Origin of the sequence: Rhodanobacter sp. Root561, from assembly GCF_001427365.1 — a bacterium.
In the GTDB taxonomy this organism is placed as follows: Bacteria; Pseudomonadota; Gammaproteobacteria; order Xanthomonadales; family Rhodanobacteraceae; genus Rhodanobacter.
Window position 1 is genome coordinate 251,795 of sequence record NZ_LMGH01000016.1, and the last position, 14,320, is coordinate 266,114.

The 14,320-nt window shown below is 66.4% G+C and carries 9 protein-coding genes; 2 read left to right on the forward strand and 7 right to left on the reverse strand.

What is annotated here, in order from left to right:
- Positions 1-48: 48 nt before the first annotated feature.
- Together ASD55_RS17545 and ASD55_RS17550 are read left to right on the forward strand one after the other, a co-directional pair.
- On the forward strand, positions 49-957 hold the full coding sequence (locus ASD55_RS17545) for a LysR family transcriptional regulator (protein WP_056768268.1): 909 nt from the start codon (positions 49-51) through the stop codon (positions 955-957).
- Positions 958-995: 38 nt separating this feature from the next.
- On the forward strand, positions 996-2,018 hold the full coding sequence (locus tag ASD55_RS17550) for a DUF2333 family protein (RefSeq protein WP_056768269.1): 1,023 nt from the start codon (positions 996-998) through the stop codon (positions 2,016-2,018).
- A 69-nt stretch (positions 2,019-2,087) separates the two neighbouring features.
- Here the strand turns inward: ASD55_RS17550 and ppa are convergent, their stop codons facing one another.
- From ppa to ASD55_RS17585, 7 genes are all read right to left on the reverse strand, one after another.
- On the reverse strand, positions 2,088-2,624 hold the full coding sequence (ppa, locus tag ASD55_RS17555; protein ID WP_056768281.1) for an inorganic diphosphatase: 537 nt from the start codon (positions 2,622-2,624) through the stop codon (positions 2,088-2,090).
- A 97-nt stretch (positions 2,625-2,721) separates the two neighbouring features.
- Complete coding sequence (locus tag ASD55_RS17560; RefSeq protein ID WP_056768283.1) at positions 2,722-3,576, reverse strand: 2OG-Fe(II) oxygenase; 855 nt, start codon at positions 3,574-3,576, stop codon at positions 2,722-2,724.
- A gap of 105 nt (positions 3,577-3,681) precedes the next feature.
- Positions 3,682-5,154, reverse strand: coding sequence for a PLP-dependent aminotransferase family protein (locus tag ASD55_RS17565; RefSeq protein WP_082542846.1), 1,473 nt, complete (start codon positions 5,152-5,154; stop codon positions 3,682-3,684).
- 330 nt (positions 5,155-5,484) lie between these two features.
- Positions 5,485-8,631: a TonB-dependent receptor gene (locus tag ASD55_RS17570; protein WP_056768290.1), complete on the reverse strand. Its 3,147-nt coding sequence runs from the start codon at positions 8,629-8,631 to the stop codon at positions 5,485-5,487.
- 90 nt (positions 8,632-8,721) lie between these two features.
- Positions 8,722-9,432: a YdaS family helix-turn-helix protein gene (locus tag ASD55_RS17575; protein WP_082542847.1), complete on the reverse strand. Its 711-nt coding sequence runs from the start codon at positions 9,430-9,432 to the stop codon at positions 8,722-8,724.
- A gap of 416 nt (positions 9,433-9,848) precedes the next feature.
- Entirely contained in the window at positions 9,849-11,984 is a 2,136-nt protein-coding gene (locus ASD55_RS17580; RefSeq protein ID WP_056768298.1) for a prolyl oligopeptidase family serine peptidase, read from the reverse strand.
- 231 nt (positions 11,985-12,215) lie between these two features.
- Complete coding sequence (locus ASD55_RS17585; protein ID WP_056768303.1) at positions 12,216-14,267, reverse strand: sodium-translocating pyrophosphatase; 2,052 nt, start codon at positions 14,265-14,267, stop codon at positions 12,216-12,218.
- Positions 14,268-14,320: the final 53 nt, after the last annotated feature.

Genomic DNA, 14,320 nt, shown 5'->3' on the forward strand with positions numbered 1-14,320 from the left:
CAAAAACCACCAAGATGACTAATCATTATCAATGAATGGTTGATAGTCATGGACCGCATCGGCGACCTCGGCCTGTTCCTGCGCGTGCTCGACCTGGGTTCGATCAGCGCCGCCGCGCGCAGCCTCGACCTGTCGGTCGCGGTGGCCAGCCAGCGGCTGAAGCGGCTGGAGCGCGAACTGGGCGTGCGCCTGCTGCACCGGACCACGCGCCGGTTGCACGCCACGCCCGAGGGCATGCAACTGGCCGAGCAGGGGCGCGCGCTGGTGGAGGACCTGGAGGCGCTGACCGGCGGCCTGCGCCAGGGCGCCAGCGAAGTCAGCGGCACCTTGCGGGTGACCATGTCGGCGGCGTTCGGCAGCCAGTACATTTCGCCGCTGCTGCCGGAATTCCTCGCCCGGCATCCGCGGGTGAAGCTCAGCGTGAATCTCGACGACCAGATCGTGGACCTGGTCGGTTCCGGTTTCGACCTCGGCATCCGGGTCGGCGCGCTGGACGACTCCGGCCTGGTGGCGCGCCAGCTGGCGACCAACCGGCGCGTGCTGTGCGCGTCGCCGAGCTACCTTCAACGCCACGGCGTACCGCGCACGCCGGCCGATCTGGCGAACCACGATTGCCTGCTGCTGGTCGGCAGCCGGGGTCGGCAGGACACCTGGCATTTCAGCGACCGCAAGGGCCGCGCCATCGCGCAGCGCGTGCAGGGCCGCTTCGAGACCAACCAAGGCGAACTGCTGCGCGACGCGGTGGTGGCCGGCCTCGGCATCGCGATGCATTCGGTCTGGCACGTGCACCAGCAACTGCGCGACGGCCGACTGCAGGTCGTGCTGCCGGACCATGCGATCGCCACCACCGGCATCCACGCGGTGATGCCGCAGCGCCGGCTGGTGCCGCCGCGGGTGCGCGCCTTCGTCGACTTCCTGGCCGAGCGGCTGGGCGCGCATCCGCCGTGGGAACGATGAGCCTGTAAGCTTTGCCCATTCCCCGCAGGAGTTGCCCGATGCAGACCCAGGACACCTCGAACCCGCCACGCCACGGCATGCGCCGCGCCATCCTGGCGCTGTGCGCGCTGGTGCTGCTGTTCGTGGGCGCACTGATGTGGTGGTGGGACAGCGAGCCCGCGCTGTTCGATCCGGTGACGGTGACCCGGGCGCAGATGCAGGAACTGAAGCGGCCGGTCAGCGTCGGCGCCACCACCACGGTCACACTGATCACCTCGGTGCACACGCTGCTGGACAAGCGCGGCGGCTACCTCAGCAACGACAAGCTGCCGCCCGGCGTGCTGATGGACAACGTGCCCAACTGGGAATTCGGCTCGCTGACCGCCTCGCGCGACCTGGTGCGCGCGTTGCGCAACGACTTCAGCCGTTCGCAGACGCAGTCGACCGAGGACAAGGACCTGGCCGAGGCCGATCCGCTGCTCAACAGTCCGAACGACCGCTGGCTGCTGCCCAGTTCGGAGAGCCAGTACCGCAAGGCGATCAGACATCTGGACGGCTATCTGGGCCGGCTCGGTGATGCCGACGACAGCAACGCGCACTTCTATGCGCGCGCGGACAACCTGGCCGACTACCTGCAGCTGGTCTCGTCGCGGCTGGGTTCGCTGTCGCAGCGGCTGTCGGCCAGCGTGGGGCAGATCCGCATCGGCGACGTGGCCTCGGCGGACGAGCCGGCGGCGGCCAGCACGGTCGCTGCGCCCGGTGGCGGCCGGCTGGTGAAGACGCCGTGGACGAAGATCGACGACAACTTCTACGAGGCGCGCGGCTACACCTCGACCCTGCTCGAACAGCTCAAGGCGTTCCAGCAGGACTTCGGCCCGATCCTGCGTTCCAAGCACGCCGACGTGAGCCTGGAGCAGGTGATCCGCGAACTGGAGGAAGCGCAGCGTCCGCTGCACAGCCCGATGGTGCTGAACGGTTCGCCGTTCGGCTTCTTCGCCAACCATTCGCTGGTGATGGCGAACTACGTGTCGCGGGCGAACGCGGCCCTGATCGACCTGCGCGAGCTGCTCAAGCGCGGTTGATTCCTGCGGGTGGCAGACACGAAAACGGCGCGCCACGCGAAGCGGGCGCGCCGTTGGTCCGTCGGATGATCAGGCCTTGCTGGCCTTGTAACGCTCGACGCCCGCGACGATCTCGGCCTTGGCCTCGGTGGCGCCGGCCCAGCCCTCGATCTTGACCCACTTGCCCTTCTCCAGATCCTTGTAGTGCTCGAAGAAGTGGCCGATGCGCTCCAGCCAGTGCGGCGAGACGCCCTTCATGTCGTTGATGTGCGCGTAGCCCGGGAACACCTTGGGCGACGGGATCACCACCAGCTTCTCGTCGCTGCCCGCTTCGTCGGACATCTGCAGCATGCCGACCGGGTGGCAGCGGATCACCGAACCCACGGTCAGCGGCAGCGGCAGGATCACCAGCGCGTCCAGCGGGTCGCCGTCACCACCCAGGGTGCCCGGCACGTAGCCGTAGTTGCACGGGTAACGCATCGGCGTGGAGAGGATGCGGTCGACGAAGATCGCGCCGCTTTCCTTGTCCACTTCGTACTTGACCGGCTCGGCATCCTTGGGGATTTCGATGATGACGTTGATTTCGTCCGGCACGTTGCGGCCGGCGGGTACGAGATGCAGACCCATGGACAGTCCTTGGCGAAGATTGAGGAAAGAAGGTCTGCAAGGATACGCCAAACGCTGTTGCGCCGCAGCAACGCGCGCCGGCCCCCGGGCCGGGCGTTCAGGTCGTGTGCGAGTGTCCGTAGGGGCGTTCGCGCAGCCATTTGGTGGCGATCCACTTTTCCCCTCGCTGCACCGGCAGGCCGGCATGCAGGGATTGCTGGTCGCCGCCCTCGTAGGCGAAGTACACGGCGGCACCACGCCGTGCGGTGACGGTGAGGCCCAGTTCCGGGAAGGCCGTGCCGCCGCCCTGTGCCGGCGTGTTCAGATACATCACCACGCTGGCGACGCGCTGGCCGCCCACCGCGGTGATGGTGTCGTAGCCGGGCTGCTGCGGGTCGAACCAGTCGAAGTGCGGTTCGTATTCCTGGCCGGGCAGGTAGTGCAGGATCTGCAGTCCTTCGCCGTGACTGACCGGCATGCCCAGCAGGGTGGCCAGGCGTTGCTCGATTCGGCCCACCAGCGGCAGCTCGTTCAAGGTGAAGAACATCCCCTCGCTGGTGCGTCGCTGGTCGACCTGGTTGCTGCCGTCGCTGGCCACCGTCAGCGCGCGCTTGAGCCGGGGTTGCGCCAGCGCGATCAGTTCGTCGCATTCTTCCGCGTCGAGCAGGTTTTCCAGCACGCGCAGCGCGGGGTTCTCCACACTGAGCGAAATGCCGACCAGATGTCCCTCGACATCGACTTCGGGCGCTTCGGGATGTCTCGTGCGCAAGCCGCGGGGCAACGCGCCCGGTGCCGGCGCATTCAGCGCCGCCAATGGCAGCTTCAACACCTCGGCGACGATGCTGCGGCTCTGGCGCGGGTCGTAACCGTTGTCCTTCATCAGCCGCAACACTTCAGTCACGCTGTGGCCGTCCCGCGTCGTGGTCAGAATCCAGTCGCGCAGTTGCGGGGTGATCGTGGTGCGTGGGTGCATGGATGGGACAGAGTCGGCAGCGGAGCGGAAAGCTTACTGCATGCGCCGCACCGGCTTGATCGCGGGCGCGCCGCCTCGTCGTCGGCAGGACGGGGGCAGGTTTGATCAGCCCCCCTGGCAGCGGCGTCGCGCCGGTCGCAGCGCCATCCGCTCTTCCATCTCGTCCAGGCAATGGCCGAACAGTTGCATCGCGTCATGCAATTCCTGCGCGGACAGGCCGCAATAGCCCAGCAGCAGCCCCGGGCGTGCCTGGGCGGACGCGTAGTGCGGCGCCATCGGATACAGGCCCAGGCCCTGCGAGTGGGCCAGTTCGATGAGTTCCTGTGCCTGTGCTTCGTCGTAGCCGCGAAGCCACACGACCACGTGCATGCCGGCCGGGGAGTCGACGATGTCCACCCGGTCGCCGGCGTGTCGGTGCAAGCCGCGGATGAGTTCTTCGCGACGCCCCTTGAGCTCCTTGCGCGCCTGCCGCAGGTGCCGTTCGAAACCACCGCTTTCCATGAAATGCGCCAGCGCCGCCTGCTCGATCCCGGGGCAGGAGAAGTCGCTGAGATATTTCGCGTTGATGAAATCGTCCCGCAAGGCGACGGGCAGCACCATGTAGGCAAGGCGCAGGCTGCCGAACAGCGTCTTGGAAAAGCTGCCGACGTGGATCACCCGGTCGCCCTGGTCCAGCGATCGCAGCGCAGCCAGCGGGCGGCTGTCGTAGCGGAACTCGCCGTCGTAGTCGTCTTCCAGGACCCAGCTCTTGTGCGTGTCGGCGTAGTGCAGCAGTTCCAGTCGTCGCCGCAGCGACATCACGGCGCCACTGGGAAACTGGTGCGAAGGCGTGACGCAGACCAGCGACGGCGCCGGCACGGGCAACGCCTCGCAGACCAGGCCTTCGTGGTCGACCGGCACGGAACAGATGCGGGCGCCATGCGCCCCGAGGGCCTGGTAGGCGCCGAAATAATGGGGGTCTTCCAGCGCCACCGGATCGCCCTCGTTCAACAACACCCGGGCGGTAAGCGAAAAGGCCTGCTGGGCGCCGCTGACGATCAGCACGTTCTCGGGCAGCGCCCGCACGCCGCGGTGGCGTGCCAGGTAGGCGCACACCTGTTCGCGCAGGGCCGGCGAACCCTGCGCGCGGATGTCGCTGGTGGGCGTGTAGGCCGCGGCGCGCGCCAGTTCGCGCCCCCAGGTCTCACTGAGCGCGGGATTCACCAGCGGGTTGCCGTACTGCAGGTTGTAGCGCAAGCCGCTGTGCAGCTGCGCAATGGTCCTGTCCTGCACCCGTCGCGCGCGATGCGCATAACGCGATGGCGGAGTGATCGAGCGCTCGAGCGGACGCGCCGTGCGCGTGGTCTGCAGGTGCGCCACGTAGCTGCCCGATCCGACCCTGGCGTCGATGAAACCTTCCGCGCGCAACTGCTCGTAGGCAGCCAGCACGGTGGTCCGCGAGAGCCCGAGTTCCTGGGCCAGCTCGCGCGTGGGAGCGAGGCGCGAGCCGATGCCGATGCGACCGTCGAGGATCGCTGCCTTCATGGCTCGCGAAAGTTGGGCGTACTGGGGCCCGGTGCCGTCTAGGATGAGGAACACGCCAGATCTCCGAGGGGTTTCAGAAATGCATGGACTGGAGCCACGGCGATGTGGGGACAACGCGATGGCCGATGGGTGAGCTTAGAGGCGAGCGTGGCTGCGCGTCGTGCGGCAGAAGTCACGATGAAGCTTCGATGGAGGCCTCGTTCGGCCGCGTTCGCGCGGCGTGGAATCGCCGGGACGGCGTACCGGTCCCCGGCTGCAGTCGTGAAGGCTCGCGGATGGCACGCCGGAATCCGCCGCCTGCCGCGGCGTCCGTGTCCGTCGGAGAAACAAAAAGGCACCGCCGAAAAGCTCGGCGGTGCCCCGTTTTACGGTGTTGCTGGCGAATCAGAAGTCGTAGTTCACGCCAAAACGCACATAGCGTGGGGTCTGCGCCGTGAACGGACGCATATAGTTGACGCCCTGACGCGCGTAGGTCTGTGTCGTCTCCTGACTGTCAAACACGTTGTAGACCATCACGTTGAAGCCCAGTCGGCGCTGTGCCCATTCCGGCCGGTATTCCGCGCTCAGGCTCAGCAGGTAGGTCCACGGGTTGTGCGACTCGCCCGGCGACGACGGCTGGCCATTGCAGAAGTGATAGTACGTGCCGTAGCCCAGGCCCGGGTTGGTGTTGTTGGCATACAGGCCAAGGCAGCTCTTGGGCGCGCCGGACATGACGGTCAGGTTGCCCGACAGCATCCACGCCGGGTTCAGCTGATACGAACCGTACGCCTTGATCTGGTGACGCCGGCTGTTGGCCAGTTCGCCATTGGCGTAGTCCATGATCTGCGCGTAATCCCAGTCGGACGTGGCCGACACGTCGGTCTGGCCGACGTCGGTCTTCACCTGGCCTTCGCTGTTGCCGTAGCTGCGCGAGAACAGGTAGTCGACCTTGCCCTGCCACTTGCCGTCGAACGGATGCTCCAGGTACAGGTCCAGGCCGTAGTACTTGCGCTTCATCGTGGTGTTGAAGTGGAAATCGTTCTTCCAGTCCATCTGCACGGTGTAGTAGCCGCCGGCCAGCTTCGGGATGTTGAAGACCGACGTGGCGCCCGGGTTGATCAGGATGCTGCCCGGCACCTGGGTGGCGTCGTAGCTGTTCGGGTCGATGCCCATCGCGTTCATCTTGGCGATGATCGACACATTGTCGGCGATGTCGTCGATGGCGTTGCGCAGGTTGCGATAAGTGGCCTTGGCACCGTACACCCACGAGTCACCCAGCTTCTTGTCGAAGCCGAGGATGTACTCGTCCTGATACTCCGACTTCAGGTTGGTCGATGCTGCCGTGCGCGGGTCACGGCCCTGGCCGTACTCGCCGTTGTTCGACAGCGGCTGCCCGGCGCCGACGCTGGTGTCGATCGGGGTCAGCCCGGTGGGCGCGCCGTTGGCGTCGATGCCGGTGTAGGTGTAGTAGGTGCTGGTGAACAGCGAGGTGCCAGCCGAACGCTGCGCCACGCTGCTCGGCAGTGCGAGGTAGTAACGACCCGCATTGCCGTAGACCTTCATGCTGGAGTCGCCATTGACGTCCCAACTGAAGCCCACGCGCGGCGCCCACTGCGGCGAGGTCAGGCGCAGGTACGGCTGGCCGTCGCCACCGTAGTTGGTGAACTGGTCGTTGCGCAGGCCGAGCTTGACCAGCCAGCGATCGTTGACCTGCCAGCTGTCCTCGATGTACTGCGCCCGCTGCGCGACGCGGAACGAGCCGTTGTCGTGGTAGCGGTACTGGTAGACGTAGTAGCCGTTGCTGCCCGGGCCGGCGGCGGCAACCCACGGCGAGTTGCGCCAGTCGGCACCCGCGGCCGCGGTTCCCGGGCCGCCCAGGATGTACTGGTTCGGCAGCGGGTTGCCGTCGCCGTCGGTGATCCGGTCGTAGTACCAGGCATAGCCGAGGCCATTGGGCGGGAAATACGTGCCCGCGTCGACGTTCGACGAGTTCTGGTTGTCGATACCCGCGGTCAGCGTGTGATCGCCCAGCTTGTAGCTGACATCGACGCGCAGGTTGGTGTTGGTCGAGCGATGCCCGGGCAGGTTGATCGTCGACACCGTCTGGTTGTTGGTGATGATGTCGCCGCCGGTGACGTCCGGGTTCTGGTTTTCCGGATGGAAAAGGTACGGGTTGGTCGGATCGAATCCGGGCGTGTCGCTGTAATACGTGCCCTTCATCTTGCCGTACAGCGCGCTCACCGTGAGGTCGTCGGTGATGTAGCTGGTGAACTTCGCCGAGTAGAGGTCGGCGCCGTTCTTGGTCGAGGTTGCACCACCGACGTAATCGGTCTGCTTGTCGCTGTCGTAGTCGTAGTTGTACGTCGTGCCCTGGTACGAATCCTTGCTGGAGGCACCGGTCAACTCCAGCACGTTGCTGTCATTGATGTTCCAGTCCAGCTTGCCGTACCACTTCGGGCGGTCTTCGCGCGTATGCGTGTTGAACGGCGCCGTCACCGGCCCCACGCCGCGGTCGGCCGCACTGTTGGAGTCGCCCAGGCCCTGCTCGCGCTCGGCTTCGACGGCGGCGAAGAAGAACAGCTTGTCCTTGATCAGCGGGCCGCCGACGTAGGCGTCGACCGTGGTCGTCCACGACTTGTTGTCGTTGCGGCGGCGATAGATGCTGCCGCGCGAACCGTCGCCGTTGACGTAGTAGAAGTTCTTCGGGTCGCCCTGCAGGCTGCTGGGCGTCCACTGCACCTGGCCACCGAAATGCCATTCGTTGGTGCCGCGCTTGCCGACCTGGCTGATCACGCCGCCGTCGGAGCGGCCGTAGGCGGCGCCGTAGCCGCCGCTGAGCACTTCCTGCTGGTCGATCGCGCCGTAGGGCAGGGTCAGGCCGCCGAAGCCGCTCAGCGGATCGGTCGTGTTGAAGCCGTTGATGTAGTACGCGTTCTCGACGACCGAGGAACCGCCCAGCGAGACGACCGAGCCGCCGGTGGTGCTCAGGCCGTTGAACAGGCCGCTGCCTTCGACCACGCCCGGGGCCAGCAACGCGATCGCCTCGGCGCTGCGTGCCAGCGGCAGGCGGGCCAGTTGCTGGGAGGTGATGACGGTGCGCGAATCGACACCGGTCACGTCGATGCTCGGCAGCGCATTGGCCTGCACGGTGACGGCGCTCAGGACCTGTGCGTCCGCCGCGTTCGGCGCGGCAAAGGAAACCTCGGTGCCGGCGCCCACGCGCATCGTGATGTGCGAGCGCGTGTCGATCACCTGGCCATCGCGCTGCAAGGTCACGGTGTAGTCGCCCAGCGGCAGCGAGTCCACGGTGTAGCGGCCGGACGCGTCCACCGCCACTTCACGGGTGATGCCCGCGTTGTTGCTGACCTTCACGGTTTCGCCGCTGTTGGCGGGAACCTGGCCGAAAATGCTGCCGGTCGTCGCCTGCGCGTGAGCCGGAACCAGGGCGCCAGCCCCATACAGTCCCAGGGTGATGGCTGCCGCCAGGCCCAGCGCGGCATGGCCGAACAGTCGGCTGCCGGGTTTGCGTTGGATATTTGCGTGGTTCTTCATGTAGCTCCCCGTTTCAGTGGTGATTGACATCGGATCCGGTGGAACGAACCCGCGTCCACCTCAAAATGGAAATCCGGTGCAGGTGAAAACTCAGGCGATCAGGCCCCGGTTGCTCCGGAGATTGACGTTGAGCTTGTTGTGGAAGGTCATCAGGCGATCGACCTGTTCGGCTCCCGGGCTGTGCCCGAGGACCCCGTAGAGTTCGGCCAGCAGGCCCGCACGCGTGGCCTGATCCAGCGAGCCGCCGAGCAGCCCGATGTACGACTGCAGCAGGCGCAGCGACGCCGCCAGCAGCTGGGGGTCCACACCCGCCGCAGGCGACGGACTGGACAAGGGTTCCGGTTTGCTGGCGACCTGCTCGACGGCAGCCGCCGGCGCCAGCCGGACCGGGCGCGACGACTCGTCGGAGGCGTGCATCGGACCCTCGCCGGCGACCAGCCACAGCAACGAAACACCGAGGGCTCGAGCCATGGTGATGCAGCGTTCGCGCGAGATGTCGCTGTGACCATCGCGCCAATTGCGCACGGCGCCGGCGGAAAAGCCGCAACGATCGGCAATCGCTGCGGCGCTGCCCTCGAGCTTGATCAGTCGGCGTATGCGGTCGGGTAAACCCTGTGCCGTGTCGGCGTCGTCGGCATTCGCCGCGCCCGACCCGCCGGGCGACGTGGCATGCCTGCCCGTCATGCCATTGAGCAGGGCAAGGCGCGCCAGGGGCTTGCTCGACGTCGCCGCAGCGACGTGACTGTTGCTGCCGGTTCGCCCCGGGGGAGGGGGCGCGAACCAGGATGCACTGGTGGACATGGTGCTGGCTCCATGGGGGAATGCCGGCTTGGGGAGGCCGGCAACATGGGGTGACAAGGCGGGCCGTGGGAGCCCGCCGGAACGTCAGGTTTTTGTTAGGGAAGCGTTGGGAGATGTAGCGTAGATGCCGAAATCCTTCGTTACATAACCAATTTTTCCGAACTGGCCAAAGCCAATTGGTTTGGCCGGTTCCTGCCTGAAGCTGCAGAAATGCAGCCATTGAGACGATCGAAAATCATTGATGTATGGCCGTCTGGACGTCCATCATGGGTGCGCAGGTTCGCGGGCGGTGACGGCGCGGCAGTCTGTTGCAGCCGCAGCGGGCCGGCTTGCCCGGTGGTGCCGGGAGCTCAAAAAAGATCGCCCGGAACGGAACCCGTCCCGGGCGATCGGTGACGCAGGCAGGGCGTGGCGGACTACTTCAGCTGGTCCCACAGGAAGTCGTACGCCATCGCGTGCATGTGGGCGGACTGCTGGTTGTCCGCGCCGGCGCCGTGGCCGCCTTCGAGGTTCTCGTAGAACCACACGTTCGGGTGGCCTTGGGCCTGCATTTCCGCGGCCATCTTGCGCGCCTGCACCGGCCCCACGCGATCGTCGCTGGTGGCGGTGTAGAACAGCACGGGCGGGTAATGGCCGTCCTTCTTCACGTTCTGGTAGGGCGAGAAGGTCTTGATGAAGTTCCAGTCGGCGGTATCCGGATTGCCGTATTCGGCCATCCACGATGCACCGGCGGACAAATGGATGTAGCGCTTCATGTCCAGCAGCGGCACTTCGCAGGCGATCGCGCCGAACAGCTGCGGATAGGTCGTCAGCATGTTGCCCATCAGCAGGCCGCCATTGCTGCCGCCCTCGGCGCCAAGATGCTTCGGCGAGGTCACCTTGCGCTTGATCAGGTCTTCGGCCACCGCCGCGAAATCCTCGTAAGCGCGCGGGCGATTGGCCTTCAGTGCGGCCTGGTGCCATTGCGGGCCGTATTCGCCGCCGCCACGGATGTTGGCGATCACGTAGACGCCGCCGCGTTCCAGCCAGGCTCGGCCGACGCTGCCGCTGTAATAAGGCTGCAGCGAGACTTCGAAACCGCCGTAGCCGTACAGCAGGGTGCGGTTGGAGCCGTCCAGCTTGAGGTCCTTCGGGGCGATCTCGAAATAGGGCACGCTGGTGCCGTCCTTCGACTTCACGAAGTGCTGGCTCACCGTGAACTTCGTGGCGTCGAAGAACGCCGGCGCCTGCTTGATCGTCTCGGCCGACGTGCTGTCGAGCACGCCGCGCTGCAGCGACGACGGGGTCAGGAAGCCGGTGACGTCGAGCCAGTATTCGTCGCTGTGGTCGGGGTCGGTGTCGACCACGCTGATCGAGCTCATCGCCGGTGCACCCGGCATCGCCGCGCGCTTCCAGTCGCCGTCCGGCGTGGCCATCTGCGGCGGCGTCAGCACGTCGAGGCGGCTCTTCACGTCATCCATCAGGTTGAGGATCAGGTGGTGCCGGGTCCACGCGTAGGAGTCCAGCGAAATATGCGCATCGGGCTTGAACAGCACGGTGAACTCGCGCTTGCCGGCCATGAAGCGGTCGAACTGCGTGGCCAGCAGCGCGCCGGCCGGATAGGTCGTGCCGTTCACGGTCCACGGCGAGCGCGTGCGCACCAGCAACCATGCCTGGTGGGCATCGGCCTCGGCATCGTCGGGCACCTCGACGCGGGCCAGGCTGCCATGGATGCGCTGATACAGCTCGCTGTGGAAGAAGTCCCTGGCAATCGACACGAAGTCGCGCTCGTAACCTGGTGTGCGATCGTGGTACGCGCTGACGGCGAGGTCGGTCGGTTTGCCTTCGTACACGACGGCGGCGTTTGCCAACGGCGTGCCGCGCTGCCACTGCTTGACGATGCGCGGGTAGCTCGACTCGGTCATCGTGCCGGGCCCGAAGTCGGTGCCGACGTAGAGCGAATCCTCGTCGATCCAGCCGACCTGGGTCTTTGCCACCGGCAGCTCGAAGCCGTTCTTCACGAAGCGCTTGTGCGGTATGTCGAACTCGCGCACGGCGATGGCGTCGCCGCCATCCGGCGACAGCGACACCAGGCAGCGCTCGAACGCCGGCTTCAGGCATTGCACGCCCTTGAACACCCAGCGCTTGTCCTCGGCCTTGTTCAGCGCGTCGATGTCCAGCAGCACTTCCCACGCCGGCTCGGCCTTGCGGTACTCGGCCAGCGTGGTGCGCCGCCAGATGCCGCGCGGGTGCGCCTTGTCGCGCCAGAAGTTGTAGAGGTGGTTGCCCATCCGGCTGACGTAGGGAATGCGCGCGTCGGAGTCGAGCACTTCGAGGATGCTGCCGCGAGTGCGGGTGAACTCGTCGTTGTCGACGAAGCGCATCGCCGTCGTGGCGTTCTGCTGCTTCACCCAGTCCATGGCGCGGGTGCCGTGGATGTCTTCCAGCCACAGGAACGGATCGTCGTGGCCGGCTGCAGGGGCAGCCCCGGAGGGCGTGGTGTCGCGGGCGTGGATATCGGTCATGCCTGTCAGTGTGACGCCAAGCGCCAGCATCAACCAGAGTGATTTCATGGTGTGTCCCCAGGTGCGCGAAGAGCGGGATGGACGTGGCCGGTGCGGCCCGCGGTCAGTCGAAGCGCGACCATCCGATCATACGGCCGCTGCCGACCAAAGTCAGGAGTGCCTGGCCTGGAACAGGAATCCCGCCACGGGGCGGGATTCTGTCGTCTCGATTCGCGCCTGCTTCACCCCTCTCCCGCGTTGCGGGAGAGGGGTGAAGGTGCCGTGCGGGAGTCGCTTCGATTAGAGCAGGGGGATCATCAGCAGCGCCACGATGTTGATGATCTTGATCAAGGGGTTTACTGCGGGGCCGGCGGTGTCCTTGTACGGATCGCCGACGGTGTCGCCGGTCACGGCGGCCTTGTGCGCCTCCGAGCCCTTGCCGCCGTGGTGGCCATCCTCGATGTACTTCTTGGCGTTGTCCCATGCGCCGCCGCCGGTGGTCATCGAGATCGCCACGAACAGGCCGGTGACGATGGTGCCGATCAGCACGCCGCCCAGCGCCTGCGCGCCGGCCTCGGGGCCGCCGAGCCACTTGAAGCCGAAGATCACCAGTACCGGCACCAGCACCGGCAGCAGCGACGGCACGATCATCTCGCGGATGGCGGACTTGGTCAGCATGTCCACCGCGCGCGAGTATTCCGGCTTGGCGGTGCCGGCCATGATGCCCGGGATGTCACGGAACTGGCGGCGCACTTCCACCACCACCGCACCGGCGGCCCGACCGACCGCTTCCATCGCCATCGCGCCGAACAGGTACGGGATCAGGCCGCCGATCAGCAGGCCGATGATCACGTAATGGTTCGACAGGTCGAAGCTGACCAGGGAGCCACTGAAGTGCTGGCTGAGGTTGTGCGTGTAGTCGGCGAACAGCACCAGCGCCGCCAGTGCCGCCGAACCGATGGCATAGCCCTTGGTCACCGCCTTGGTGGTGTTGCCCACCGCGTCCAGCGGATCGGTGACGCCACGCACTTCCGGTGGCAGGTCGGCCATCTCGGCGATGCCGCCGGCGTTGTCGGTGATCGGGCCGTAGGCGTCCAGCGCCACGATCATGCCGGCCATCGACAGCATTGCCGTGGCGGCGACCGCGATGCCGTACAGACCGCCCAGGGCGAACGCGCCCCAGATCGCGGCGCATACAGCCAGCACCGGCCACGCGGTGGACTTCATCGACACGCCCAGGCCGGCGATGATGTTGGTGCCGTGACCGGTGGTGGAGGCCGCCGCGATGTGCTGCACCGGTTTGTACTGCGTGCCGGTGTAGTACTCGGTGATCCACACGATGCCGCCGGTCAGGGCCAGCCCGATCAGGGTGCAGCCCCACAGGTTCATCGCGCCGTGGCTGAAGTCCGGCATCAGCTGCATGGTGATCGGATAGAACGCGGCCGCGGCCAGCACCGCCGAGACGACCACGCCCTTGTACAGCGCGCCCATGATCGAGCCACCTTCCTTCACCTTGACGAACAGGGTACCGATGATCGAGGCGATGATCGACACGCCGCCCAGCAACAATGGATACAGCACCGCGTTGGCGCCCACCTCGCTGATCATCAGGCTGCCCAGCAGCATGGTGGCGATCACCGTCACCGCATAGGTTTCGAACAGGTCGGCGGCCATGCCGGCGCAGTCGCCCACGTTGTCGCCCACGTTGTCGGCGATCACCGCCGGGTTGCGCGGGTCATCCTCGGGAATGCCGGCCTCGACCTTGCCGACCAGGTCGGCACCTACATCGGCGCCCTTGGTGAAGATGCCGCCGCCCAATCGCGCGAAGATCGAGATCAGCGAGCTGCCGAAGGCGAAACCGACCAGTGCGTGCAAGGCGGGTTCACCGCTGATGCCCATGCGGTTCAACAGCAGCCAGTAACCGGCCACGCCGAGCAGGGCCAGTCCGACCACCAGCATGCCGGTGATCGCGCCGCCCCGGAAGGCGACATCCATCGCCTTGCTCAAACCGCCGCGGGCCGCTTCGGCGGTGCGCACGTTGGCGCGTACCGACACGTTCATGCCGATATAGCCGGCCGCACCCGACAGCAGCGCGCCCAGCAGGAAGCCGATCGCGGTCGGCCAGCTCAGAAAGAAACCGATCAACAGCAGCAGCACCACGCCGACTAGGCCGATGGTGGTGTATTGGCGGTTGAGGTAGGCGCGGGCGCCTTCCTGGATCGCTGCGGCGATCTCCTGCATCCGTTCGTTGCCCGGCGATTGCGCCAGGATCCAGCGCGCGGAGAACGCACCATACAAAACCGCCACTAACGCACATGCAACAACGATCCACCAGCCATACTGCTGCAGCATCGGAGCCTCCCCATGGGTTGTATGCGGCCGCCGGAACGGGCGGTCTCGGGGAG